General features: G+C 70.5%; 21 protein-coding genes. 3 read left to right on the top strand and 18 right to left on the bottom strand.

Annotated features, from left to right (window positions below; all coding sequences use genetic code 11):
- Positions 1 to 26: 26 nt before the first annotated feature.
- From OG883_RS02870 to OG883_RS02810, 13 genes are all read right to left on the bottom strand, one after another.
- Positions 27 to 2,027 (bottom strand): proline/glycine betaine ABC transporter permease, encoded by a 2,001-nt coding sequence (locus tag OG883_RS02870; RefSeq protein ID WP_266534489.1) that lies wholly within the window; start codon positions 2,025 to 2,027, stop codon positions 27 to 29.
- A 109-nt stretch (positions 2,028 to 2,136) separates the two neighbouring features.
- The gene (locus tag OG883_RS02865) at positions 2,137 to 3,228 is read right to left on the bottom strand and encodes a glycine betaine/L-proline ABC transporter ATP-binding protein (RefSeq protein ID WP_266541178.1); all 1,092 of its coding nucleotides are present in this window, start codon (positions 3,226 to 3,228) and stop codon (positions 2,137 to 2,139) included.
- 131 nt (positions 3,229 to 3,359) lie between these two features.
- Entirely contained in the window at positions 3,360 to 4,895 is a 1,536-nt protein-coding gene (locus OG883_RS02860; RefSeq protein WP_266534486.1) for a GMC family oxidoreductase, read from the bottom strand.
- A 17-nt stretch (positions 4,896 to 4,912) separates the two neighbouring features.
- A complete protein-coding gene (locus OG883_RS02855) occupies positions 4,913 to 6,409 on the bottom strand; it encodes an aldehyde dehydrogenase family protein (protein WP_266534483.1) in 1,497 nt (498 codons plus the stop codon).
- A gap of 114 nt (positions 6,410 to 6,523) precedes the next feature.
- Positions 6,524 to 6,850, bottom strand: coding sequence for a hypothetical protein (locus OG883_RS02850; RefSeq protein WP_266541176.1), 327 nt, complete (start codon positions 6,848 to 6,850; stop codon positions 6,524 to 6,526).
- A gap of 2 nt (positions 6,851 to 6,852) precedes the next feature.
- A complete protein-coding gene (locus tag OG883_RS02845) occupies positions 6,853 to 7,398 on the bottom strand; it encodes a hypothetical protein (protein WP_266534478.1) in 546 nt (181 codons plus the stop codon).
- Entirely contained in the window at positions 7,398 to 7,643 is a 246-nt protein-coding gene (locus OG883_RS02840) for a helix-turn-helix transcriptional regulator (RefSeq protein ID WP_266534475.1), read from the bottom strand. Before OG883_RS02840 ends, OG883_RS02845 begins: the two co-directional genes overlap by 1 nt.
- 96 nt (positions 7,644 to 7,739) lie before the next feature.
- Positions 7,740 to 8,264, bottom strand: a complete 525-nt coding sequence (locus OG883_RS02835; protein WP_266534472.1) for a hypothetical protein — start codon at positions 8,262 to 8,264, stop codon at positions 7,740 to 7,742.
- A gap of 179 nt (positions 8,265 to 8,443) precedes the next feature.
- Positions 8,444 to 9,433 (bottom strand): malate dehydrogenase, encoded by a 990-nt coding sequence (locus OG883_RS02830; RefSeq protein WP_266534469.1) that lies wholly within the window; start codon positions 9,431 to 9,433, stop codon positions 8,444 to 8,446.
- Between the two features lie 155 nt (positions 9,434 to 9,588).
- Positions 9,589 to 10,734 (bottom strand): XRE family transcriptional regulator, encoded by a 1,146-nt coding sequence (locus OG883_RS02825; RefSeq protein WP_266534467.1) that lies wholly within the window; start codon positions 10,732 to 10,734, stop codon positions 9,589 to 9,591.
- A gap of 396 nt (positions 10,735 to 11,130) precedes the next feature.
- Positions 11,131 to 12,351 carry an NADP-dependent isocitrate dehydrogenase gene (locus OG883_RS02820; protein ID WP_266534465.1) on the bottom strand — a complete coding sequence of 407 codons (1,221 nt, stop codon included), beginning with the start codon at positions 12,349 to 12,351 and terminating at the stop codon, positions 11,131 to 11,133.
- 121 nt (positions 12,352 to 12,472) lie between these two features.
- The gene (locus OG883_RS02815) at positions 12,473 to 13,255 is read right to left on the bottom strand and encodes a DUF3017 domain-containing protein (protein ID WP_266534462.1); all 783 of its coding nucleotides are present in this window, start codon (positions 13,253 to 13,255) and stop codon (positions 12,473 to 12,475) included.
- Between the two features lie 38 nt (positions 13,256 to 13,293).
- Positions 13,294 to 14,163 carry a bifunctional methylenetetrahydrofolate dehydrogenase/methenyltetrahydrofolate cyclohydrolase gene (locus tag OG883_RS02810; RefSeq protein WP_266534459.1) on the bottom strand — a complete coding sequence of 290 codons (870 nt, stop codon included), beginning with the start codon at positions 14,161 to 14,163 and terminating at the stop codon, positions 13,294 to 13,296.
- Between the two features lie 243 nt (positions 14,164 to 14,406).
- On the opposite strand from OG883_RS02810, the gene OG883_RS02805 reads away from it, so the two are divergent.
- Positions 14,407 to 14,988, top strand: coding sequence for a hypothetical protein (locus tag OG883_RS02805; protein ID WP_266534454.1), 582 nt, complete (start codon positions 14,407 to 14,409; stop codon positions 14,986 to 14,988).
- A gap of 360 nt (positions 14,989 to 15,348) precedes the next feature.
- Here the strand turns inward: OG883_RS02805 and purH are convergent, their stop codons facing one another.
- Positions 15,349 to 16,917: a bifunctional phosphoribosylaminoimidazolecarboxamide formyltransferase/IMP cyclohydrolase gene (gene purH, locus OG883_RS02800; protein ID WP_266534451.1), complete on the bottom strand. Its 1,569-nt coding sequence runs from the start codon at positions 16,915 to 16,917 to the stop codon at positions 15,349 to 15,351.
- The gene (gene purN / locus OG883_RS02795) at positions 16,914 to 17,549 is read right to left on the bottom strand and encodes a phosphoribosylglycinamide formyltransferase (protein WP_266534449.1); all 636 of its coding nucleotides are present in this window, start codon (positions 17,547 to 17,549) and stop codon (positions 16,914 to 16,916) included. Before purN ends, purH begins: the two co-directional genes overlap by 4 nt.
- Positions 17,550 to 17,790: 241 nt before the next feature.
- On the opposite strand from purN, the gene OG883_RS02790 reads away from it, so the two are divergent.
- Entirely contained in the window at positions 17,791 to 18,576 is a 786-nt protein-coding gene (locus OG883_RS02790) for a hypothetical protein (RefSeq protein WP_266534446.1), read from the top strand.
- A gap of 58 nt (positions 18,577 to 18,634) precedes the next feature.
- On the opposite strand, the gene OG883_RS02785 is transcribed toward OG883_RS02790, so the two are convergent.
- Positions 18,635 to 20,422 (bottom strand): DUF6350 family protein, encoded by a 1,788-nt coding sequence (locus OG883_RS02785; RefSeq protein ID WP_266534443.1) that lies wholly within the window; start codon positions 20,420 to 20,422, stop codon positions 18,635 to 18,637.
- Positions 20,423 to 20,538: 116 nt separating this feature from the next.
- Between OG883_RS02785 and OG883_RS02780 the strand changes: the two genes are divergently transcribed.
- Positions 20,539 to 22,014 (top strand): sigma factor-like helix-turn-helix DNA-binding protein, encoded by a 1,476-nt coding sequence (locus OG883_RS02780; RefSeq protein ID WP_266534441.1) that lies wholly within the window; start codon positions 20,539 to 20,541, stop codon positions 22,012 to 22,014.
- Between the two features lie 119 nt (positions 22,015 to 22,133).
- Here the strand turns inward: OG883_RS02780 and sucD are convergent, their stop codons facing one another.
- Complete coding sequence (gene sucD / locus OG883_RS02775; RefSeq protein WP_266534438.1) at positions 22,134 to 23,018, bottom strand: succinate--CoA ligase subunit alpha; 885 nt, start codon at positions 23,016 to 23,018, stop codon at positions 22,134 to 22,136.
- 20 nt (positions 23,019 to 23,038) lie between these two features.
- The gene (sucC, locus tag OG883_RS02770; protein WP_266534435.1) at positions 23,039 to 24,220 is read right to left on the bottom strand and encodes an ADP-forming succinate--CoA ligase subunit beta; all 1,182 of its coding nucleotides are present in this window, start codon (positions 24,218 to 24,220) and stop codon (positions 23,039 to 23,041) included.
- Positions 24,221 to 24,603 lie beyond the last annotated feature (383 nt).

Here is a 24,603-nt window from a genome sequence, read left to right as displayed (position 1 = left end):
GTGCTCCTGTGAATGAGAGAAACGGTTCAGTCGGTCTTGCGGGTGGCGGGCTGCGTGATGCGGTCCAGTACGAGACCGAGACAGACGATTGCGACTCCTGCCGTCATCCCGACGCCCATCTCGCCCCGGGAAAGGCCCTTCACGACGTCGTAGCCGAGTGCCCCGCCGCCGACCAGGCCGCCGACGACGACCACGGCCAGCACCAGGACGACGCCCTGGTTGACGGCAAGCTGGAGCGCCGGGCGGGCCAGGGGCAGCTGGACCTGGAGGAGTTGCTGCCGGGTCGAGGCACCCAGTGAGCGGGAGGCCTCCAGCGCGGCCGGGTCGACCGCGCGCAGGCCCTGGGTGGTGATGCGCACCACGGCGGGCAGCGCGTACACGACGGCCGCGATGATGGCCGAGGCGCGGGTGACACCGAACAGCGCGACCACCGGGATGAGATACACGAACTGCGGCATCGTCTGCATCGCGTCCAGCAGGGGCCGCAGCCAGCGTTCAAGACGTCCGGCCCTGGCGCACAGAACACCTGCCAGCACACCGAGTACCAGCGTGAGGACGAGGGCCGCGAGCACCTGGGAGAGTGTGTCCAGGGACTTGCCCCAGACCCCGAGCACCCCGATCGCCGCCATCGCGAGCGTGGCGGTCAGCGCCGTACCCCAGGTGCCGACCAGCCAGGCGATGGCCGCCACCAGCAGCAGGACCGACCACCAGGGCAGCCAGATCAGGCCGTCGCGCAGGGGGTTGAGGATCCAGAGCGTGAAGTTCTCCGACCAGACCTCGGTGCCGCCGAGGACCGGGATCCCGGAGGCGAGGTTCTCGGTGATCCAGTCCTGGGCCTTGTTGACCGGCGTGGAGATGTCGTACGTCCAGGCCTCGGGCCAGGCCTTGCCGATCGCCAGCCGCCCCAGCTCCGCGGCGATGACGCCCGCGAACACCAGAACCCAGGCCGACCGGCCGTGCAGCAGCCCGCCGCCCGGCGTGCTCTGGCCGATACGGTCGCCCGCCGCGGCGGTCGTACGGTCCAGCCAGACCGCGATCAGCACGATCGGGATGCCCGCGGCGAGCGCCTTGCCGACGTCGACGGTGGAAAGCGCCGAGTAGACCTCTTCGCCGAGGCCGCCGGCCCCGACGAGCGCGGCGATGACGACCATGGAGAGCGCCATCATGATCGTCTGGTTGAGGCCGAGGAGCATCTGCTTGCGGGCGAGCGGCAGACGCGCGGTGCGCAGCCGCTGCCAGCCGCTCGCACCGAGCGAGGCGGAGGCTTCGAGCACGGCGGGGTCCGCGCCGCGCAGACCCAGCGCGGTGAGGCGGGCCATGGGCGGGGCGGCGTAGATGACCGTGCAGAAGAGCGCCGCGGGCGTACCGGTGCCGAAGACCAGCACGAACGGCAGCAGATACGCGAAAGCGGGCAGCACCTGCATGGTGTCGAGCAGCGGCCGCAACGCCCGGTCGACCCGGTCGGACAGTCCGGCGACAAGGCCGATGAGCACCCCGATCAGGGCGGCGAGAGCGACCGCGACGACCATCAGCGCGATGGTGAGCAGCGTGGCGTCCCACATCCCGAGCAGCCCGCACACGGCGAACGCGCCGAACGCCGTCAACGCGACCTTGACTCCGCGCCGGCCGAGCCCGGCCGCCCGCCAGGCGAACAGCACACCGGCGGCCAGCACGCCCAGCCAGCCCATGGCGTCCAGGAGCCGGTAGACGGCGTCGACCGAGTCGGTGGCGGTGTTGGAGAGGTGGAGGAGGAAGTAGAGGAAGAGGGGGTGGGTCTCGCGGTTGTCGATGACCCACTGGTTGGCGTCGTCGAGAGGCCCGGAGACATCGACGGTGAGCTCGGCGGGCCAGCTTCCGCTTCCCCACAGGGCGACGCCGAGAGGTATGAGCACCAGCGCGGCGACGCCGAGCAGCAGGAGCCTGCCCTTGACGCGATGACGCAGGAGGGTGCGGAGGGTGCCCGGGGGCGTGGGTGCGGGCGTGGGCGTGGTCTTCTCGGGCGGGACGGCGGTGACGGTGGCGGTCATCGGCGCACCCCCTGGGCGCGGTCGCCGACCACGCCCTGTTGCCTGACGCGCGCGGCGCCCGGCTCCGTGCCGCGACCGTTCACCGGCCGGTCTTCGTGCCGTACGCGCATCACGCCACCACTTCCTTGCGGTCGAGGCCGGCCACGACCCCGAGCAGGCCGACGTGGTCGACGACGCCCAGGCACCGGCCGTTCTCGACGACGCGGGCCGTCTCGCCGCTGCGGGCGACGGCCTCGATCGCCGCGAAGACCGTCGCGTCGGGGGCGAGCGCGGGGCCCGACTCGGCCTCGCCGGCGCCCGCGGGCCGCATGGCCGTACGCACGGTCATGACCTGCTCGCGCGGCACATCGCGGACGAAGTCCCGTACGTAGTCGTCGGCGGGCGCGCCCACGATCTCCTCCGGCGTGCCCAGCTGCACGATCCGGCCGTCCCGCATCAGCGCGATACGGTCGCCCAGCTTCAGTGCCTCGCTCAGGTCGTGGGTGATGAAGACCATCGTGCGGCCCTCCTCGCGGTGCAGCCGGATGACCTCCTCCTGCATGTCGCGGCGGATCAGCGGGTCGAGCGCGCTGAACGGCTCGTCGAAGAGCAGCACCTGCGGATCCACGGCGAGCGCACGCGCAAGCCCCACACGCTGCTGTTGACCGCCGGACAGCTGGCCCGGGCGGCGGTGCTCCAGACCTTCGAGGCCGACCTTGGCGACGACCTCCGCGGCCCGGGCGCGGCGCGCGGACCTGCCCATGCCCTGGATCTCGAGGCCGTAGGCGACGTTGTCGATCACCGAGCGGTGCGGCAGCAGACCGAAGTGCTGGAAGACCATGGACGCGCGGTGACGGCGCAGTTCGCGCAGCCGCGCCGTGTCCATGGAGAGCACGTCCTCGCCGTCGATGGCGATCGAACCGGACGTCGGCTCGATCAGCCGGGTCAGGGTACGGACGAGCGTCGACTTGCCGGAGCCGGAGAGGCCCATGACGACGAAGACCTCGCCCTTGCGGACGTCGAAGGAGACATCGCGTACGGCGGCGGTGCAACCGGTGCGCGCGCGCAGCTCGGCCGGGGTGAGGGCGCCGAGTGCGGCGTCACCGGGGACGCGGGCGGCCTTGGGGCCGAAGACCTTCCACAGGTTGCGTACGGAGAAGACGGGCGGCCCGTCGGCGTCCACGTCCGGGCCGGCGTCGGCGTCGGCGCCCGCCTTGGTCATGGCCAGGTCCACGGACGCGGCCGCGCTCTCGGCGGCCGTCGCCTCCGACGTCCCGGCAGGGGACTCGGCCTGGGCCGCGGACTCGGTCTTGGACTCGGTCTGGATCTCGGTCTTGGACTTGGACTCGGACTTCATCGGGTTTCGCCCCTCTCCTCGGAAGCCGCGGACAGCAGCTCCGCGCACTTCTCTCCGACCATCAGGACCCCGAGCATCGGGTTCACGGCAGGCATCGTCGGGAAGACGGACGCGTCGGCAATGCGGATACCGTCCAGCCCCCGGATCTTCAAGTCCGGTGCCACCACGGCTCCCTCATCTGCGGAAGCACCCATGCGGCAGGTACCGGCCGGGTGGTACACCGTGTGCGCCACCTTGCGCGCGTACTCGCCGATCTCCTCGTCCGAGGTGACCTCCGGCCCCGGGCAGACCTCCCGCTTCAGCCAGCCGGCCAGCGGCTCCGCACGCGCGATCTCGCGGGCGAGCCTGATGCCGTCGACGAGCGTACGGCCGTCGTAGTCGTCCTCGTCCGTGAAGTAACGGAAGTCCAGCGCAGGCTTGACATCCGGATCCGCGCTGGTCAGATACAGGCGGCCGCGGCTGCGCGGCTTGGGGATGTTCGGCGTCATCGACACGCCGTGCGCCGGCCGCTCGTAGCCGAGCCGCTCCGGATTGTCCGTGAACGGTATTTGGTAGAAGTGGAACATCAGGTCCGGCCCGGCGGACTCGGGATCGCGCCGCACGAACAGACCGGCGTCGCTGTCCATCGCCGAGTTCTCGGGGATCGGACCGTGCGTCTCCCAGACGATCACCGACTCCGGGTGGTCGAGGAGGTTCTCCCCGACGCCCGGCAGATCGTGTACGACGGGGATGCCGAGCTTCTCCAGGTCGGCACGTGGCCCGATGCCGGAGTGCAGCAGCAGCCGCGGGGTGTCCACCGCGCCCGCGCAGACCAGCACTTCGTGCCGCGCCTCGACGAGCTGCTCCTCGCCGTCCTTGGTACGGACGCGTACGCCCGTCGCCCGGGTGCCGTCCAGTTCCAGCTTGTACGCCCAGGTCTCCAGCGCGATATGGAGGTTCGGGCGGTCCAGGAACGGGTGCAGATACGCGACCGAGGCGGAGGACCGCTTGTTGTTCTCCGGGTGGTACGCGAGGTCGAAGAAGCCGACGCCCTCGTGGAAGGGCTTCTTGTTGAAGCCCTCGACGCGCGGGACGTTCAGCGCGGCCTGGGCGGCGTCGACGAAGTCGCGGGCGATGGCGTTACGGTCCGCCTCGTCGACGGGCACGATGTTGTTCCGCAGCCGGTCGAAGTACGGGTCCATGGCCGCGGCGTCCCAGCCCTCGGCGCCGGCCGCCGCCCACTCGTCCCAGTCGGACGGCAGCGGGCGGAAGGCGATCAGGGTGTTGTGGGAGGAACAGCCGCCGAGCACCCGGGCGCGGCTGTGCCGGATGTGGGAGTTGCCGCGAGGCTGCTCGGTGGTCGGGTAGTCGTAGTCGAGCTCCCCGCCGAGCAGTCCCATCCAGCGGCGCAGGGTGAGCACTTCGGGCCGGTCGACATCGCTCGGCCCGCCCTCGATGACGGCGACGGTGATGTCCGGGTTCTCGGTGAGGCGGGAGGCGATCACCGATCCGGCGGTGCCGCCCCCGACGACGACGTAGTCGTACGTGGTCATGTTCTGGTTCTCCTGCCTCAGCCCGCGAACCAGCGCACGGGGCGCGGGGCGAGGTTCTGATAGATGTGCTTGGCCTCGCGGTACTCGTCGAGACCGGCGGGACCCAGCTCGCGCCCGATGCCGCTCTTCCCGAATCCGCCCCACTCGGCCTGCGGCAGATACGGGTGGAAGTCGTTGATCCAGACGGTCCCGTGCCGCAGCCGCCCGGCGACGCGCCGCGCCCGGCCCGCGTCGGCGGTCCACACCGCGCCGGCCAGCCCGTACTCGGTGTCGTTGGCGAGGGCGACGGCCTCGTCCTCCGTACGGAAGGTCTCGACGGTCAGGACCGGGCCGAAGACCTCTTCCCGTACGACGCGCATCTCGCGGTGGCACTGGTCGAGGACGGTGGGCCGGTAGAAGTACCCCTCGCCCTTGCCCTCGGGCCTCTTGCCCCCCGCGCGCAGCACCGCGCCCTCGTCCAGCGCGGAGGCGACGTACGCCTCGGTCTTCGCCAGCTGCTGTACGGAAACGAGCGGGCCGCACTCCACACCGTCGTCCGTGCCGCGCCCGAGGCGGATCTTCTCGGCCCGGCGGGCGAGTTCGGCGACGAAGCGCTCGCGCAGCGACTCCTCGATGATGAGCCGCGACCCGGCGGAGCAGACCTGACCGCTGTGGATGAAGGCGGCGTTGAGCGCCTGATCCACGGCGGTGTCGAAGCCTTCCTCCGTCTCGCACGCATCCGCGAAGACGACGTTGGGGTTCTTGCCGCCGAGTTCGAGGGCGACCTTCTTGACGCTGTCGGCGGCGGCGCGCATCACCTTCGTACCGCTGGCCAGTCCGCCGGTGAAGGACACCAGGTCCACATCGGGGTGCTCGGCCATCCGGGCCCCGACCGGGTCTCCGGCGCCGGTCACGATATTCGCGACACCGGCCGGCAGCCCGGCCTCGATGAGCAGTTCGATGAGCGCGACCGTGGTCAGCGGGGTGATCTCGCTCGGCTTGATCACAAAAGTATTGCCCGCGGCCAGGGCCGGGGCAATCTTCCAACTCGCCTGCAGGAGTGGATAGTTCCAAGGCGTGATCAGCGCACAGACTCCGACGGGCTCATGCACCACCACGCTGTGGATGTCCGGCGAACCGGCATCCACCACTCTTCCGCCGCTCTCGTTCATGACGAGGTCGGCGAAGTAACGGAAGGCATCGCTCACGCAGTCGACGTCGACGCGCCCTTCCTCGAGGGTCTTGCCTGCGTCCCGGCTCTCCAGCAGCCCGATCTCCTCACGGTCCCGCTGGAGCAGATCGGCGACGCGGCGCAGCAGCGCGGCGCGCTCGGCGACAGGGGTGCGCGGCCACTGACCCGCACCCGCGCCGAATGCCGTGCGCGCGGCGGCTATCGCGGCGTCGGTGTCCTCGCGCCCGCCCTCCGCGACGACGGCGAACACGGTCGCGTCAGCGGGGTCGATGATCTCGCGCGTGGTGGCGGAGGCGGCTGCGCGCCACTCTCCGCCCACGTGGATGGTCTTTTGTGCCGACACGTCGCGTTTAGCCTTCCGTTTCCCGTTATATTTCCGCCGGCAATAACCAGCGGACGGGTCCCCTGCCCCGAAGGGCGGAAAGCATGCGTGTTCGACGGTCGAAAGTGTCGTGGGTCACTTATGTGCCACTGACGCCTCCTTGGCCAACGTGACCGCCTGGGCCAGACGGAGACCCGGTTCGGCCGTGCGCAGCGCCTTGATCGCCTCGACCGAGTCCACAGGCCCTTCCCAGCCGGCGTCCGCGAGCTGCGCGCGCACCCAGCGCCCGCGCAGCTCGGCGTCGTCGGCCGCACTCCGCTCGGCCACCAGGGCGGCCGCCCGCTCAAGGCCCGGCCTGTCCTCGTCCGTGGCGTCGGCGAGCGCGACACGCAGCGCCTCGGCCAACTCGTCGGAGTCACGCAGCACCAGCACCACGGTCTCCTTCTTCACCAGTCCGAACATGGTCACTCGTCCCCGTCCTCGTCCGCGGGCTCGCTTCGCACCATCAGCCCTGCCACCCACAGCGGCATCAGCCAGTGCACGACCAGCACACCGGCCAGCACGAGAGCGACCAGCGCGCCGATCCGCACATCACCCCCTGCGCCGCCACCCTCTGTGTCGCCGAACCAGCCGATCGCCGCGGCGGCAAGGGCACCGACGGCGAGCAGCACGGTGGTCACCCGTTGCGCCAGGGCGCGCACCCGGTCCCGCTCCGCCAGCTGACGCTCGTCCAGCACCCGGCTGCTCAGCTCCAGCAGGCCGCGGGTGGCGGCGTTGATCGCGCCGGTCGCCAGGCACCAGGGCAGCAGCAGTGCCAGTACGGCGAAGGCGGGCCACCTCTGCTCGCCGAGGTACGCCGTCAGCAGCAGCCCCAGCTGGGCCGCGGTCAGCGCGATATGCGCACCGACCGCGAAGCGCCTGCGCGCGGCCGTGGCATGGAGAGGCTTTGCCGCAGGGTTGTTCATCAGGGCGTACATACGCCGGTCGAGGCGCGTCGCGGTCGTGGCCATCACTTCTTCTTCCCGTAGATCTCGTCCGTGAGCGGGCGGAACGGCCGGAGGGAGAACAGCGCCTCCACCGACAGCTCGAAGAACTCGGCGATGCGCAGGGCCAGATCGAGGCTCGGGTTGTACTGCCCCCGCTCGATGTACCCGATGGTCTGGTAGTGAGCGCCTACCGCCTCGGCAAGCTCCTGCCGAGAGACCTTGCGCTCGGCCCGCACCATCGCCAGCCTGTTGTGCACTTGCTCGCTCATGTATAAGAAGTACTACATACGCGAGTGGATCTACAACTGGTTCCCGAAGAAAGATCGACCTCACAGGGTCAGGTGCGTGATGTCACCTCGGCCGGCTCAACCCCTCCGGGACGGGTTCCGCTCACGGAGGACCGCCCGGCAGGCGACGGCCGCCGAGGCCAGCGCCGCGACCAGCAGAAGCGCGATCGCCGGATTCACGAAGGCGGGTACGAAGTCGAGCGTGTAGCCGTCCGACCAGGTGCACGTCGAGCTCACGGGCAGCAGGCTGTCGTCATTCGTCTCGAACGACGGGGTCCCGGCCGCGCCGGGCGACCCGTACCGCTCGAGCATGCACGTGTGGTACGCGCTCTCCAGCCGCAGATAGCACACGACCCCGTACACATACAGCGCGAGCGCCACCGTCGCGCACAGCACCGCCGCGTCCCGGAACCTCCCGGCCGGCGCCGAAGGGCGCAGCCTGCCGCGGGCGATGGCGGTCGAGAACAGGTACACGCACAGGACGACCAGCACGATCAGGCCGAGGAGGACGATCATCCCGGCGGTCGCGAAGTTCTGTCCGGTCTCCGTGGCGAGTTGCACAGACTCGGACACAGGCTCGGAAGCCGCAGCGATCGGATGCATGTGACCCATCCTGCGACATCGAACACCTGACCGTCCCCCCACTCCCCGCAAGGGAACGTCAACGCCGGGCAGACCCGGGCACGTTGCCGGTCGGCGTACAGCCTCGGGCAGGCGGAGAGCAAAACCGCCCCCGGCTGCCAGTCGGCTGCCGGGGGCGGTTGAGTACAGAGGCGTACGACTCAGATGAGGCCGAGCTCGCGGACCGCGGCGCGCTCCTCCTCGAGCTCCTTCACCGAAGCGTCGATGCGCGCACGCGAGAAGTCGTTGATGTCCAGGCCCTGGACGATCTCGTACTTGCCGTCCTTCGCGGTGACGGGGAAGGAGGAGATCAGGCCCTCCGGAACGCCGTACGAACCGTCCGACGGGATGCCCATGGAGGTCCAGTTGCCCTCGGCGGTGCCGTTGACCCAGGTGTGGACGTGGTCGATGGCGGCGTTCGCGGCCGAAGCGGCCGAGGAAGCGCCACGGGCCTCGATGATCGCGGCGCCGCGCTTGGCGACGGTCGGGATGAAGGTCTCGGCGAGCCACTGCTCGTCGTTCACGACCTCCGCGGCGTTCTTGCCGGCGATCTCCGCGTGGAAGATGTCCGGGTACTGGGTCGCGGAGTGGTTGCCCCAGATGGTGAGGCGGCGGATCTCGGAGACCGGGGCGCCGGTCTTCTTCGCCAGCTGCGAGATCGCGCGGTTGTGGTCCAGGCGGGTCATCGCGGTGAAGCGCTCCGCCGGTACGTCCGGGGCCGCGGCCTGCGCGATGAGCGCGTTGGTGTTGGCCGGGTTGCCGACGACGAGGACCTTGATGTCGTCCGCGGCGTTGTCGTTGATGGCCTTGCCCTGCGGCTTGAAGATGCCGCCGTTGGCCGAGAGGAGGTCGCCGCGCTCCATGCCCTTCGTCCGCGGACGGGCGCCGACCAGCAGGGCCACGTTGGCGCCGTCGAAGGCGACGTTCGGGTCGTCCGTGATCTCAATGCCGCTCAGCAGCGGGAAGGCGCAGTCCTCGAGCTCCATCGCGGTGCCCTCGGCGGCCTTCAGGCCCTGTGGGATCTCGAGGAGACGAAGCGTGACCGGCACATCCGCGCCGAGAAGGTGGCCGGAGGCGATGCGGAAGAGCAGCGCGTAGCCGATCTGGCCGGCCGCGCCGGTCACGGTGACATTCACGGGAGTGCGGGTCATGGCGATCTCCGTAAGACAGCTGGCGGTGGGGGTCCCTGCCCCTGGTGCTGGATACCCCTGCCCCGTCCCGAACTGAATCTTGACGTGAAGAGATATCCAGCGGTCAGGCTATCCGACCCGGAACCCCGCCGCCCCGCGCCCCCTTGTTGCGCGGCTCACTGCGGCGTGGTGCAGCCCTTCCCACCCGCCTTGAGCGTGGCGCAGGCCTTGGCGTCGGCCGGTGCCGACGCCGCGGTCATGGGGGTGTACGCGTCCTTGTCCACGTTCACCAGGCCGTTCTGCGCGCCCTTGCCGCCCACCGAGATCTGCACCGTGTCGCCGGGTGCCGCCTGGGTGAGACGGGCCCAGGCCGCCCCACAGGTCTTGCTGTACCGGACTTCGACCACGGCCTTGCCGACCGTCGCGGTGGAGACGGTCTTGGCGAACTCTCCGCCGCAGCCCATGGTTTCCGGGTCCTGGCCCGTGCAGTCGGCACCGCTGCACTTGACGCCGGCCGGCAGCTGCGGGCTGCTGGTGGTCGGCGTGGCGGAGGGCGCCTTCGTGGCGGGCTTCTTCTCGCCGTCCCCGCCCAGATCGGTCAGCAGCACGGCCGCGGCTATCACCAGCAGCGCGCCGGTGACACCGGCCAGGAACAGGGTGACCTTGCGCTTTCCGCCTCCCTGACCGCGGGATCCCGGGGCGCCGGGCGGCGTGGCCGAGGAGCCCTGGCGGCCGGGACCGCCCCGTGGCGGCTCGTACGGCGCACGCTCCGCGGAACCGGCACGGCCACCGGCACCGGCACCGGCGCCACCGGCCGCGGAGCCGACCCGGCCAGGGCCGAGCGGGTCCTGGCCGAGCGGGTCGGGACCGAGCGGGTCCGGGGCGAGCCGGTCCGAGCCCCGCTGCGCAGGAGGCCCCGCGGGCGCGGCAGTCCGGCCGCCGCCGCCCGCGCGGCTGCTCGTCGCGCCTGCCTGCGCAGGACCGAACTCCCCGAGCGCCGCCCGCGCCTGGGAGATACGTATCGCTTCCATCGTCATGTCGTGGCGCATCTCGGAGCGGCTCCAGGCGCGCTCCGCGAGCTCCCACATGGTGGTCAGATGAACCGTGTTCGTACCGGTCACGTCGGCCAGTGCGACGATCGCGCCCTTGGGCGCGAGCAGCCGCCCGTTCAGATACCGCTCCCACGATGTCTTGCTGTAGCCGGTACGGTCCGCCACCGCGGCGATGCTCAGCCCGCTGCGGTCGACGAGCCGACGCAGTTGGCTGGCGAACTCGCGGACCTGCGGGTCGAGCCCCTCCGGTAGTTCCTTCCAACGAGGCATTGCTTCCCCCCTTCTCCCCGAACGTGCGTGATGTGCCCCGCGCTGTGGTGCCCCCCTGCGGTGCCCCCTCGGGCGTCCGCGTTCCGGACTACCCAGTGGGATGCGCAGGGTCAGGATGTCAGTTCCTGATTTCGGCGTACACGGGAGCATTCGGGAGAGTCGGCGCGCCCCCGTGTGCGCTCCGGGACCCGGATGCCGCCTCAGTCTCCCATCCGTAGCTCAACGATCACACCGTGGCGGAATCGTCACTTCCGTGCCACAGGCAACTGGCGCCCCTTGAACGCGATTGGCGCGTCCATGACTCTTGAAACACGACAGCGCCCGTCCTCCCTCGGGGGAGAGGACGGGCGCTGTCGTGTGCAGGCTCGTATCCGCGTCGTACGGTCGTACGGAAGATCAGGCCGAGGCCATCTTCTTCTGCAGGTTGGCGTCCAGCACGTCCAGGAACTGCTCCGTGGTCAGCCACGGGGCGTCCTTCGAGATCAGCAGCGCCAGATCCTTGGTCATCCGGCCGCTCTCGACGGTCTCGACGCAGACCTGCTCGAGCGTCTCGGCGAACCTGGTGACCTCGGGGGTGCCGTCCAGCTTGCCTCGGTGGGCGAGACCACGGGTCCAGGCGAAGATCGAGGCGATCGGGTTGGTCGAGGTCGCCTTGCCCTGCTGGTGTTGGCGGTAGTGGCGGGTGACCGTGCCGTGCGCCGCCTCGGCCTCGATGGTCTTGCCGTCCGGGGACATCAGGACCGAGGTCATCAGGCCGAGCGAGCCGAAGCCCTGGGCGACGATGTCGGACTGGACGTCGCCGTCGTAGTTCTTGCACGCCCAGACGTAGCCGCCCTCCCACTTCAGCGCCGAGGCAACCATGTCGTCGATCAGGCGGTGCTCGTAAGTGAGGCCCTTGGCGTCGAAGGCCGTCCTGAACTCGGCGTCGAAGATCTCCTGGAAGATGTCCTTGAAGCGGCCGTCGTACTTCTTGAGGATCGTGTTCTTCGTGGACATGTAGACCGGGTACTCACGGGCCAGGCCGTACCGGAACGAGGCGCGCGCGAAGTCGCGGATTGACTCGTCGTGGTTGTACATCGACAGCGCGACACCGGCGCCCGGGAACTCGTGGACCTCGAGCTCGACCGGTTCGGAGCCGTCCTTCGGGGTGAAGGTCATGGTGAGGGTGCCCGGGCCCGGGACCTTCAGTTCGGTGGCGCGATACTGGTCGCCGAAGGCGTGACGGCCGACGACGATCGGCTTGGTCCAGCCCGGGACCAGGCGCGGCACGTTCTCCATGATGATCGGCTCACGGAAGATCACGCCGCCGAGGATGTTGCGGATGGTGCCGTTCGGCGAGCGGTACATCGCCTTGAGGTTGAACTCCTCGACCCGCGCCTCGTCCGGCGTGATCGTCGCGCACTTCACGCCGACGCCGTGCTCCCTGATGGCGTTGGCGGCGTCGATGGTCACCTGGTCGCTGGTGGCGTCGCGGTGCTCGATGCCCAGGTCGAAGTACTTCAGCTCGACATCGAGGTACGGAAGGATCAGCTTGTCCTTGATGAAGGACCAGATGATGCGGGTCATCTCGTCGCCGTCGAGCTCGACGACGGGGTTGGCTACCTTGATCTTGACCATGAGGAGGAACGTCCTTCTCGCGCTTCGGCTGGGTCGGCGATGTCCTTGATGCCTCGGAGATGCTCAGACTCGTCGATTTATCTCGTCGTCAAGATACTCGACGTCGGGATAATCCGTGCGGTTATCGGACGGTGAAGTGGACGGCATCCTCGAGGAACGGGACGTCCAGCCAGGGCTTCGGCTGCGTCATGAGAGCGAGCAGCACGATCAGGGTGCCCAGCACGCAGAACGTGACCATGTCGGTGAAGCGCGAGCGTACCGCGAGCATGCCGACGGAGGGCAGGACGCGGCGGAGTACGGCGCCGGTGATCAGAGCCACGCCGATGAGGATGGTGCCCACCCGGAAGGCGTCGGCGAAGCCGTCGATACCGACGATCAGCAGACCGCTCCCGGTCAGCGCGAGCACGAGGAGCAGCGGCCACTGCCGTGCGGGAGCGGACGCGTCCCCGGATGCGGCCCGCCCACCGCCCTCGGGGCGGGCGGTGTCGCGCGTGACGGAGGGGAAGCGCCGAGTGGTGCGGGCGGGTTCCCCTTCCGGTCCCGGCGCGCTGACCACGCCCTTGGCCTCGACCTCTCCGTCGGGGCCCACGACCACATCGGCCGCGTCGGCCCCGTCGGCCCCGTCGGCCGCGTCGGCCCCGTCGGCCGCGTCGGCCCCGTCGGCCGCGTCGGCCGCGGCAGGCTCGGTGCCGACCGGTTCCGTACCGCTCCGCTCGGCGTCGTCCCGCTCGGCATCGTCCCGCTCGGCGTCGTCCACGGCCGTCTCCGGCACGGCCGTACCCCGCTCCGGCGCGACCTCGCCCCCGGGACCGGATTCAGTGCCGCTCCCGGCCTCACGGGCCCCCGCGGCGGCTGCCTCCGGCAGGCCGTCGCCCGTGGCCCCGTCCTTCTCCTGCACGCCCATGGGCACGCCCTTCCGCTCTTCCCCGGTCCGGGTCCCGGTCAGCCCGCGGTCGCAGCCGAAGCGGCGCGCTCGGCCGCCTCGACGACGTTGACCAGCAGCTGCGCACGGGTCATCGGGCCGACGCCGCCCGGGTTCGGGGCGACCCAGCCGGCCACCTCGGCGACCCCGGGGTGCACATCTCCGACGATCTTTCCGTTCTCGTCACGGCTGACGCCGACGTCGAGAACGGCTGCGCCGGGCTTCACGTCCTCGGGCTTGACCAGGTGCGGCACACCGGCCGCCGCGACGATGATGTCCGCCTGCTTCAGCTGCGCCGACAGATCACGGGTACCCGTGTGGCACTGCGTCACCGTCGCGTTCTCGGACTTGCGGGTCAGCACCAGCGGCATCGGCCGACCGATGGTGATGCCGCGGCCTACGACCACGACATGCGCGCCGTTGATCTCCACGCCGTGGTGCCGGAGCAGCTGGACGATGCCGTACGGAGTGCAGGGCAGCGGCCCCGTCTCGTTCAGCACCAGCCGTCCGAGGCTCATCGGGTGCAGGCCGTCCGCGTCCTTGGCCGGATCCATCAGCTCCAGGACACGGTTGGTGTCGATTCCCTTGGGAAGCGGGAGTTGGACGATGTAGCCCGTGCACTCGGGGTTGTCGTTGAGCTCACGTACGACCGCCTCGATCTCCTCCTGTGTGGCGGTGTCCGGCAGTTCGCGCTGGATCGAGGCAATGCCGACCTGCGCACAGTCACGGTGCTTGCCGTTGACGTACCAGCGGCTGCCCGGGTCGTCCCCGACGAGCAGGGTCCCGAGACCGGGGGTGATGCCTCGCTCCTTGAGAGCCGCCACGCGGACGGTCAGATCGGACTTGATCGCGGCTGCGGTGGCCTTGCCATCGAGAATCTGGGCAGTCATGCACCCATCCTCGCGGATGGACCCTCCCCGGTTCCAATTCGGGACCACCGCGCCGGGTCACCGCGTGGAACAAGAGGTTGCACTTGCACAACACATACGCATCCGACTGGACAAAAAGTCGGCGGTAATACGACGATGAGCCGCGCAGTGCCGCGGGCAGTGCCGGGGGGCAAACCGCTGTTTTGTGATGTTCCTCCGCTCGGACCGCGTTGTCCCCGCACTTTCCAACGGAGGAAACCCGCCATGAGCTTCGGCGACCCGAACAACCCTTACGGCCAGCAGCAGGGCCAGCCGGGCTACGGCTACCCCCAGGGCCAGCCCCAGGGCCAGCAGCCCGGATACGGCTACCCGCAGGCCCCGCCGGTCCAGCCGTACGACGGCAGCGGCTTCCCGGGCGGCCCGACCGAGATGCCGGGCGGTGTGAAGGCTGCCCGCGTGATGCTGTTCATCATCGGTGGCTTCCAGGTGATCGGCGCGATCTTCGCCGCCCTGGCCGCCTTCGGTGTCAGCAAGGCCAAGGACGACCCGGCGCTCAAGGACGACGTCCAGTTCCAGCAGGTCGCCGACTGGTCGGTGGGCGCGGTGTGGGCCGTCGCCTTCGTCATCCTGGCCTGGGGTGTGCTCGCGATCGTGCTCGGCGCGAAGTTCAGCAGCGGCGGCAACGGCATCCGCGTCACCGCGATGGTCTTCGGCATCATCACGGCGGTTCTGGGCATCTACCCGTTCGTCATCGTCGGCCTGGTGCACACCGTGCTCGCCATCCTCATCACCGTCTTCGTCGGCAAGGCCGACGGCGGTGCCTGGTTCGGCCGCCCGCGCCACTGAGGCATGTGACCGAACGCAGCGCTCTGCACTCTGCGTTGCAAAATCGAAGGCCGTAAACCCGCCGACCGGCTGGTTTACGGCCTTCGGCCGTTCTACCGGCACATTCGCGTCGATTTTGGGCCCCTGCCGCACCCGCCTTGCACGTACCCTCGCGCAACTGCACCGCACACCCAGGCCACTGCCGGAACGAGCAGCCGCCCCCTCCACGACGGGCCCGCCGAGCGGGAACAACGGCCACCCCTCGGCCGAGGAGTCCTCAAGGCCCGTGCTCAACAGCGCAAGGGGCGTTCCCCGGAGGTGAGCTCCGGGGAACGCCCCTTGCGTTCAGGACGGTACGTCGCCGGCGCCGGCCGGCACCGCTCAGTGGAAGAAGTGCCGCGTCCCGGTGAAGTACATGGTCACGCCCGCCTTCTTCGCGGCCTCGACGACCAGCTCGTCACGGACCGAACCGCCCGGCTGCACCACGGCCTTGATGCCCGCGGCAACCAGGATCTCCAGGCCGTCCGGGAAGGGGAAGAACGCGTCCGACGCGGCGTACGAGCCCTGGGCGCGCTCCGCGCCTGCGCGCTCCACCGCGAGCTTCGCGGAGTCGACGCGGTTGACCTGGCCCATGCCGACGCCCACGGACGCGCCGCCCTTGGCGAGCAGGATCGCGTTGGACTTGACCGCGCGACAGGCGCGCCAGGCGAAGGCGAGCTCCTTCAGCTCGTCGGCCGACAGCGCCTCGCCGGTCGCGAGCGTCCAGTCCGCCGGGTCGTCGCCCTCGGCCTGGAAGACATCGGGGTGCTGGACGACCGCGCCACCGGAGACCGGCTTGATGTCGTCGATCATCGCGACCGGGAAGCCCTCGACCTTCAGGACCCGGATGTTCTTCTTGCGGGCGAGGATCTCGACCGCGCCGTCCTCGTAGTCGGGTGCGGCGATGACCTCGGTGAAGATCTCCGCGACCTGCTCGGCCATCTCCTTGGAGACGGGGCGGTTGACGGCGATGACGCCGCCGAACGCGGACAGCGGGTCGCAGGCGTGCGCCTTGCGGTGCGCCTCGGCGACGTCCGCGCCGATCGCGATGCCGCACGGGTTGGCGTGCTTGATGATCGCGACGCACGGCTCGTCGTGGTCGAAGGAGGCGCGGCGGGCGGCCTCGGTGTCCACGTAGTTGTTGAAGGACATCTCCTTGCCGTGCAGCTGCTCGGCGTTGGCGAGACCGCCCCGCAGACCGTCGGTGTACAGGGCCGCGCCCTGGTGCGGGTTCTCGCCGTAGCGGAGGGAGGACTTGCGCTCCCAGGTCTTGCCGAGGAACTCGGGCAGGTCCGCGTCCTCGTCGGCGGCGTACACGTTGGTGAACCAGCTCGCCACCGCCACGTCGTACGCGGCGGTGTGCTGGAACGCTTCCGCGGCCAGCCGCTTGCGGGCGGTCAGATCGAAGCCGCCCCCCTTGACCGCTGCCAGCACGTCGGCGTACCGCTTCGGGCTGGTCACCACGGCCACCGAGGGGTGGTTCTTGGCGGCGGCGCGGACCATCGAGGGGCCGCCGATGTCGATCTGCTCGACGCACTCGTCGGGGGTGGCCCCCGACTGGACCGTCTCCTTGAACGGATACAGGTTCACGACCACCAGGCCGAACGGCTCCACGCCCAGCTCGGCGAGCTGCCGCTGGTGATCCTCGAGCCGCAGGTCGGCGAGGATTCCCGCGTGCACGCGGGGGTGCAGCGTCTTGACCCGGCCGTCCAGGCACTCGGGGAAGCCCGTCAGCTCCTCGACCTTGGTGACCGGCACCCCGGCCGCGGCGATCTTCGCGGCGGTCGAGCCGGTCGAGACGAGCTCGACGCCCGCCTCGTGGAGGCCGCGGGCGAGCTCCTCGAGACCCGTCTTGTCGTAGACGCTGACCAGCGCGCGCCGGATGGGCCGCTTCATGGATTCGGCGGTCACGGGATAACTACCTTTCGTCCCTCAATGCGGTAGCCGTTACGGGCCAGACGCCCCACGACATCGACGAGCAGCTGTCGCTCGATTTCCTTGATGCGCTCGTGCAGAGCGGCTTCGTCGTCCTCGTCCCGGACCTCGATCACGCCCTGCGCGATGATCGGCCCGGTGTCGACGCCGTCGTCGACGAAGTGGACGGTGCAGCCGGTGACCTTCGCGCCGTACGCGAGCGCGTCGCGTACACCGTGGGCCCCGGGAAAGCTGGGCAGCAGGGCGGGGTGCGTGTTGACGAAACGCCCGCCGAACCGTGCGAGGAATTCCTTCCCCACGATCTTCATGAAGCCGGCCGAGACCACCAGATCCGGTGCGTACACGGCCGTCGCCTCGGTGAGTGCCGCGTCCCACGCCTCGCGGGTCGCGTAGTCCTTCACCCTGCACACGAAGGTGGGGAGTCCGGCGCGCTCGGCACGCTCCAGACCGGCGATCCCGTCCCGGTCGGCCCCGACGGCCACGATCTCGGCGCCGAAGCCGTGCGGGTCGGCGGCGATCGCATCGAGCAGGGCCTGGAGATTCGTACCGGAGCCGGAGACCAGCACCACAAGGCGGGCGGTTCGGGCGGAGGGGGGCGGGGAGGCCACGGCGGGTCTCTTTCTCGCGTTGCTGTGCGGCTTTGTGTGGTCGTACGAACGAATCGCGCCCCTCAATACGGGGAACTCTACGAAGGAGCCGACCGTCAGCAACGATACCGGCACACAGAACGGCCCCCACGGGACGGGGGCGTGGCCGGGAGGTAGCGTCTGGGGACAGGACCCGTCCCCCGACGGGCACGACGACACAAGACCCCACATGTGCTGGGTCTGAGGGGAAGACGTTCACCAAATGCCGGACCGACGCCACCGTACGGACCTCCTGTTGCCGCGGGAACGCCAGTCCACGGACGACAACAACCCCTTCGCGCCGCCCCCGGAGGGCAGGCCCGACCAGCCCTGGCACCCGCGCCGCCCGGCGAACGACGGCTCCTCCGACGACTCCTCGTCGTCCTCCTCAGGTTCCTCCGACCCCTCGGGCTCCTCCGGCGACCGCTCCGGCTGGGGCAGCCAGTGGAGCAGCCGACAGCCGGGACGCTCCTCGGGCGGCGGCTTCGGCGGCCGCCCCGGCGGCCAGAACGGCCAGAACGGCCAGAACGGCGGCGGCGGTCAGAAGGGTCCTGACGGCGGCTCCGGCGGCGGCCTGAAGTGGGACCCGACGGACCCGGCCCAGCGCCGCGCCCGGTACGCACTGCTCTCCGGCATGTGGGCGTTCTTCTTCGCGCTGTTCGACTTCCCGGAGGTCGCCCTGCTGCTGGGCGCGCTGGCGCTGTACTGGAGCATCAGCTCCCTGCGCGCCAAGCCCCAGCGCCGCCCGGCCGCCAATGTGACATCCGCCACACCCCCTCCGATGCCCACGACACCTCCGTCCTCGGGCAAGCCGCAGATCACCGCGGCGGTGACCGGACTGGTGATGGCGAGCATCGCGCTGGTGATCGTGGCAGGGTCGTTCACGGCGCAGCTCGTCTACCGCGACTACTACACGTGCGTGAACGACGCCCTGACGAAGACAGGCCAGCTGTCCTGCAACGAGCTGCTCCCGGACCCGCTCCGCGGAGTGATCGGCGTCAAGGAGTAGCGCCCCGGTCCGCGGGGCCCGGCGGCGCGAAGCTCTGCCGCCATGGAGGTGGGGGCGTTCAGTCCGCGCGTTTCTCTTCCCCGGGGAGGGTGTCCGGGAGGCCGCCCCCAGTTCCTGGAAGGGGCGGTGCCGGGGGCTCCGCCGCGCCTTCCGGGGCCGCTGGGTACGCAGGCTTCTCCGGGCCCGCCGCCGCGGGCGCCTCGGCCCTGGGAGACGCCGGCGGAAACGCCCGCGGAGATGCCGGCGGAAACGCCGCCATCAAGCCACCCGACGCCTCCTTGAGCGCCGCCCGCCGCGCCTCCCGTGCCTCCCGTGCGCCCCGCGCGCCCCACGCACCCCTCTCGCTCCACGAGCCGGCCGGCAGGAAGTCGTACGCCTCGAAGTCCGGATCTCCGTCCGGGGTCGGGGCCAGGGCCGGGCCAGGATCCGGGTCCACGGGATCGGGCGCGGAAGCCACGCCATCGTCCCGGCGCCCCGACAGCCGCCACGCCGGGAGGCGCCACGCCGGCAGCCGCCATGTCCACAGCCGCCACCCCGGCAGTCGCCACGCCCGCAGCCGGCACGCAGGCAGTCGCCATGTCCGCAGCCGCCATGCCCGCACCCCGAGCGCCCCCGGCACCCCCAGTCCCGCCGACCACACCAGCGCCGCCGGCCCCGTCAGCCACCACACCGGACCGAACGCCGCCAGGTCCCCGGTCCCGAGCGGGCCACCCGCCACGGCCGCCAGGAGCGTCGTCAGGAGCGCACAGCCCACCGCTCCCAGAAGCGCCGTGAGCGCCGTCTCGCGCGGGTCCCACGCCTCTTCCCGCGCTCCGTGCTTCGGCGCCGCCGTCCGTGCCGTGAACCACGCGATCATCGCCGCCGCGGCCACAGGCACCACCACCGCCCAGTTCAGCGGCGTCCCGTCCCCCTCCGCCGGGACCGCGGCGAGCAGCGGGAAGTGCGGCAGCGCCGGGGTCCCGGTCAGGGCCAGCGGCGTCGCCGTCGACCCCGTGCCGAGCGCGAACCCGGGACCGAGTCCGTACGCCGTGCCCCACACCACCGCGTTCGGCAGCAGCGCAAGCGCCAGCAGCAGCACCGCGAACCGGCCCGACCACCCGTCCGAGAGGTGCACGAGCGATTCCTGCGCCGCCTCCGCGTGCCACACCAGCGACACCACCACCAGCAGCGCGCCCCCACCGAGCAGCGCGAGCGCCGCCGCGACGGCCGACCGCAGCGCCACGGCCACCCGGGTGCGGGCGAGCTCCACCCGTAGCCGCTCGGGCAGCCGGGCCGGCAGCGGCCCGAGCGGCCGGCCGCTCGCCGTCCACACCCCGGCCGCCGCCGCGGCACCGGTCGTCACCGGCAGGTGGAACAGCGCGCTGAGAGGGTTCGCCGCGAGCGGACCACCCGCGGCATAGAACACGACACACCCACCGACCAGCAGATATCCGGTGGTGACGGCGCACACGGCGGCCCGCACCGACAGTCTGGGCTGCCCTTCGTCGGGTTCGCGCGCATCGCGCGCCGCCGCCCGGTGCACCAGCACGGCGGGCAGCACGACGAACAGCAGCGGTACGACCCCCATCGGCGCCGGGCTCCCGGAGAGCGTGTCGGCCCGTACGAGCTCCGTGCCGTGCGCCAGCAGCCACAGCCCGGCGGCGACGTGCAGCGCCCCGCTCGGACCGTTGTCCGGGGACGGGGAGCTGATCCACATCACCATCACCAGGACGGCGACCGCACCGAGCCCGAGCCCCGCCGCGATCGCACCGCGCACGACGAAGGTGGCCGACGTGGCAGGACGGCACCCTTGCACGGCTACCGGGGCCTGCGACGTCGAGGGGCTGTGATCGGTCAATTGGGTCACGGCGCCATGCTGCCAACGACACGCTCTTTAATCGCGTAACAGGCGAATAGCCGCTGTGTCGCTCAATATACGGTTATGTACTTTTCTGCCGAGTGCAGTGCTGCCAGGAGCCCCTCATGACGCAGAGCACGACACACTCCGCTTCCGGCATCCCCCTTCCCTCCCCCAAGGAGCGGCGTCGGCTGCGCGAGGCGAAGCCACTCAGCGAGGAGCAGGTCGCGACGGCGATCGGCGTCACGCGGGCGACGGTCAGGTCATGGGAGGCCGGCCGCACCAGCCCGCGGGGGCGCAAGCGCGAGGCGTACGCGAAGCTGCTGGCCGACATCGCGGCGGAACTCGGGCAATCGTCCGCCGGCGAGGAAGAACCGCCCTGTGAGGCCTCCGCCGAACCGGAACCCGCACGCACACCCGCGCCAGGACCTGCGCCCGGCCCCGAACCCGGCCCCGAACCCGCACCTGCGTCCGCACCGTCGGCCGACCCCCCGGCCCACACCAAGCCCGCACCCCTGTCCCGTACCTCCCGTACCAAGGAGTCCGGCGGCGCGAACACCCGGCCCATGCCCGCCGTCAAACGAGCGGCCAAGCCGTCCGCGGCGGTCACCTCGGCCGTGCCCGCCAAGATGGTCCGGGCGATGACCACCGTCAGCATCGGCCCGGCCCCGGCCTCTCCGCACTCCGGAACGACCGCCCCACCGTCCCGCAAGACCCGTGCGCAGCGGAGCCACAAGTCGGCGGAGGCCACGGAGACGGCACAGACCACAGAGACCACGGCGACCACGGAACCGCCCGCCGCGCTCACCGCCGAAGAGGCGTTCGACGCGCTGTACTCGTACGCCGCCCCCGCTCTCGTACGCCAGACCTTCGTGCTCACCGGCCTGCGTCGGCTCTCCGAGGAGTCGGTCGAGCGCGCCTTCCACCTCGCCTGGCAGAACTGGCCCGAGGTCGCCGTCGACCGCGACCCCGTGGGCTGGGTGCGAGCCGCCGCGTACGAGTACGCCGTGTCCCCCTGGCACCGGCTGCGGCGCGTCCACCAGCAGACCGACGAATCTGCCATGGAGCCGCATCGCCGTGCGCTGCTCGACGCGCTGCTCGAGCTGCCCCCTTCGTACCGCCGCACGCTGCTGCTCTACGACGGCCTCGGCCTGGACCTGCCCGAAACGGCGGCCGAGACCGAGGCGAGCACCCCGGCCACCGCGAACCGGGTGCTCCATGCGCGGGCCGCCATCACCGAGCGGCTGCCGGAACTGAGCGAGACGGAGGTGCTGCACGACCGGCTCATGGCGCTCGCGAGCTCCCAGCCGGTCTCGCATCTGACGCCCGCCCGCACCGTACGGACCGGCAGCGAGCGCCGTGCCCGGTTCTGGACGCGGACCACCATCGCCGTCACCGCGCTGATCATCGGCGCCACGGTTTTCACCGCGGCCACCGCGCCGACGCGGTACCGACCGCAGCCGCCGCCGGGCGAGCAGGTCGCCGGCGTACCGGCGCAGCCCGGCCCGCTGCGGCTGACCCCGCAGGACAGCAAGCTGCGCACGAAGCTCCTCTCCGAGCCGGTACACGGCCCCGAGCGCCTGGTCCCGCAGATTCGCTGACCCTCAGCCCACCGCCCTCGGCTCTCGGCTCTCGGCTCTCGGCCCGGACACGCGAGTGGGCCCGCACCTCACGAAGAGGTGCGGGCCCACTCGTACGCGTACGCGCGTGCTGCCGAAGGTCAGCCTGCGAGGATCTCGCGCGCCAGCTTGGCCGTCTCGGTCGGCGTCTTGCCGACCTTGACGCCCGCGGCCTCGAGGGCCTCCTTCTTCGCCTGCGCGGTGCCGGAAGAGCCCGAGACGATGGCGCCGGCGTGGCCCATGGTCTTGCCCTCGGGCGCGGTGAAGCCCGCGACGTAGCCGACGACCGGCTTGGTCACGTTCTTGGCGATGAAGTCCGCCGCACGCTCCTCGGCGTCGCCGCCGATCTCGCCGATCATCACGATCAGGTCGGTCTCGGGGTCGGCCTCGAACGCCGCGAGGGCGTCGATGTGCGTCGTGCCGATGACCGGGTCGCCACCGATGCCGACGGCCGAGGAGAAGCCGATGTCACGGAGCTCGTACATCATCTGGTAGGTCAGCGTGCCGGACTTGGACACGAGACCGATACGGCCGGGCTTGGTGATGTCGCCCGGGATGATGCCCGCGTTGGACTGGCCGGGGGTGATCAGACCGGGGCAGTTCGGACCGATGATCCGGGTCTTGTTGCCCTTCGCGCCGGCGTACGCCCAGAAGGCGGCCGAGTCGTGGACGGCGATGCCCTCGGTGATCACGACGGCGAGACCGATCTCGGCGTCGATCGCCTCGACGACGGCGGCCTTGGCGAAGGCCGGCGGCACGAAGAGGACGGACACGTCGGCGCCCGTCTTCTCCATCGCTTCCTTGACGGAACCGAAGACCGGGACCTCGGTGCCGTCGATGTCGACGGACGTACCGGCCTTGCGCGGGTTCACGCCACCGACGATGTTCGTGCCGTCAGCCAGCATGAGCTTGGTGTGCTTCATGCCCGTGGCACCGGTCATGCCCTGGACGATGACCTTGCTGTCCTTGGTGAGGAAGATAGCCATGGTTGTGGAGTCCTCGTCCCTTACTTCGCAGCCGCGGCGAGCTCGGCGGCCTTGTCGGCCGCGCCGTCCATGGTGTCCACGCGCTGCACAAGCGGGTGGTTCGCGTCGGAAAGGATCTTGCGACCCAGCTCCGCGTTGTTGCCGTCGAGACGCACGACCAGCGGCTTGGTGACGTCCTCGCCCTTGGACTTGAGCAGCGCCAGAGCCTGGACGATGCCGTTGGCGACCTCGTCACACGCGGTGATGCCACCGAAGACGTTGACGAAGACGGACTTGACGTCCGGGTCGCCGAGGATGATCTCGAGGCCGTTCGCCATGACCTCGGCGGAGGCGCCGCCACCGATGTCGAGGAAGTTGGCGGGCTTGACGTTGCCGTGGTTCTCACCGGCGTACGCGACGACGTCGAGGGTCGACATGACCAGACCCGCGCCGTTGCCGATGATGCCGACCTCGCCGTCGAGCTTGACGTAGTTGAGGTTCTTGGCCTTGGCGGCAGCCTCGAGCGGGTTGGCTGCGGCCTTGTCCTCGAGGGCCTCGTGCTCGGGCTGACGGAAGTCGGCGTTCTCGTCGAGAGACACCTTGCCGTCCAGCGCGATGATGCGGCCGTCGGCAACCTTGGCGAGCGGGTTGACCTCGACGAGGAGCGCGTCCTCGGCCACGAAGGTGTCCCACAGCGTCACCAGGACCTCGGCGACCTGCTCGGCGACCTCGGCCGGGAACTTCGCCTGCGCGACGATCTCGCGGGCCTTCTCGATGGTCACGCCGTCAACGGCGTTGACCGGGACCTTCGCGAGGGCCTCGGGGGTCTTCTCCGCGACCTCCTCGATGTCCATGCCGCCCTGGACCGACGCCATGGCCAGGAAGGTCCGGTTGGTGCGGTCGAGGAGGTACGAAACGTAGTACTCCTCGGCGATCTCGGGAGCGGTCTCGGCGATCATCACCTTGTGGACCGTGTGGCCCTTGATGTCCATGCCGAGAATGTCCGTCGCGCGGGCGACGGCCTCGTCCGGGGTGGCGGCCAGCTTCACGCCACCGGCCTTGCCGCGGCCGCCGACCTTCACCTGCGCCTTGACGACCGACTTGCCGCCAAGGCGTTCAGTGGCCTCGCGCGCCGCCTCAGGCGTTTCGATGACTTCACCGGCCAGCACCGGTACACCGTGCTTGGCGAAGAGGTCCCTCGCCTGGTACTCGAACAGGTCCACGCGCGTCCGTCCCTTTGCTTCTCATCGTCGCAGTTAGTGATCCGCGGTTTATGTCTGCGTGGGCGTGCCGCGAAGGGCAACGTGACTGCGCTGTCACAAGGGAGGCGTACACGGTGACCGTGGACGCGGCATGTCCGTCTCGCAGGTTATCCCCGAGAAACGTAGGTCCCTAAATCGCAGATCACACCTGGGCGGTGATAACGGTCACAGACTGTCTCGGTGGGGGTGCCGGATCGCACCGGACTCCGAGCCGGAGCGGGGCGGGAGAAGGGGCCGGAGGCCGAGCCCGAGGCCGGGCCGGAGCAGGGCCGGACGGGCCACAAACGGAACCGGGCGGTCCCCACCCCAATGAGGACCGCCCGTGCAGCATCGGACCCGCCAGT

The organism is Streptomyces sp. NBC_01142, assembly GCF_026341125.1.
GTDB lineage: Bacteria > Actinomycetota > Actinomycetes > Streptomycetales > Streptomycetaceae > Streptomyces.
Note: the sequence above shows the minus strand (reverse complement) of the source record. Positions and strands in the feature narration are given on the sequence as shown.

What these genes read in the sequence shown, in the direction of transcription:
- OG883_RS02820 (WP_266534465.1), bottom strand. Translation starts at nt 12,351, where the DNA reads ATGGTCAAGATCAAGGTAGCCAACCCCGTCGTCGAGCTCGACGGCGAC.
- OG883_RS02790 (WP_266534446.1), top strand. Translation starts at nt 17,791, where the DNA reads ATGCCGGACCGACGCCACCGTACGGACCTCCTGTTGCCGCGGGAACGC.
- OG883_RS02860 (WP_266534486.1), bottom strand. Translation starts at nt 4,895, where the DNA reads ATGACCACGTACGACTACGTCGTCGTCGGGGGCGGCACCGCCGGATCG.
- OG883_RS02805 (WP_266534454.1), top strand. Translation starts at nt 14,407, where the DNA reads ATGAGCTTCGGCGACCCGAACAACCCTTACGGCCAGCAGCAGGGCCAG.
- OG883_RS02780 (WP_266534441.1), top strand. Translation starts at nt 20,539, where the DNA reads ATGACGCAGAGCACGACACACTCCGCTTCCGGCATCCCCCTTCCCTCC.
- OG883_RS02825 (WP_266534467.1), bottom strand. Translation starts at nt 10,734, where the DNA reads ATGCCTCGTTGGAAGGAACTACCGGAGGGGCTCGACCCGCAGGTCCGC.
- OG883_RS02835 (WP_266534472.1), bottom strand. Translation starts at nt 8,264, where the DNA reads ATGCATCCGATCGCTGCGGCTTCCGAGCCTGTGTCCGAGTCTGTGCAA.
- OG883_RS02850 (WP_266541176.1), bottom strand. Translation starts at nt 6,850, where the DNA reads ATGTTCGGACTGGTGAAGAAGGAGACCGTGGTGCTGGTGCTGCGTGAC.
- OG883_RS02810 (WP_266534459.1), bottom strand. Translation starts at nt 14,163, where the DNA reads ATGACTGCCCAGATTCTCGATGGCAAGGCCACCGCAGCCGCGATCAAG.
- sucD (WP_266534438.1), bottom strand. Translation starts at nt 23,018, where the DNA reads ATGGCTATCTTCCTCACCAAGGACAGCAAGGTCATCGTCCAGGGCATG.
- OG883_RS02865 (WP_266541178.1), bottom strand. Translation starts at nt 3,228, where the DNA reads ATGACCAAGGCGGGCGCCGACGCCGACGCCGGCCCGGACGTGGACGCC.
- OG883_RS02840 (WP_266534475.1), bottom strand. Translation starts at nt 7,643, where the DNA reads ATGAGCGAGCAAGTGCACAACAGGCTGGCGATGGTGCGGGCCGAGCGC.
- OG883_RS02830 (WP_266534469.1), bottom strand. Translation starts at nt 9,433, where the DNA reads ATGACCCGCACTCCCGTGAATGTCACCGTGACCGGCGCGGCCGGCCAG.
- OG883_RS02815 (WP_266534462.1), bottom strand. Translation starts at nt 13,255, where the DNA reads ATGGGCGTGCAGGAGAAGGACGGGGCCACGGGCGACGGCCTGCCGGAG.
- OG883_RS02870 (WP_266534489.1), bottom strand. Translation starts at nt 2,027, where the DNA reads ATGACCGCCACCGTCACCGCCGTCCCGCCCGAGAAGACCACGCCCACG.
- OG883_RS02845 (WP_266534478.1), bottom strand. Translation starts at nt 7,398, where the DNA reads ATGGCCACGACCGCGACGCGCCTCGACCGGCGTATGTACGCCCTGATG.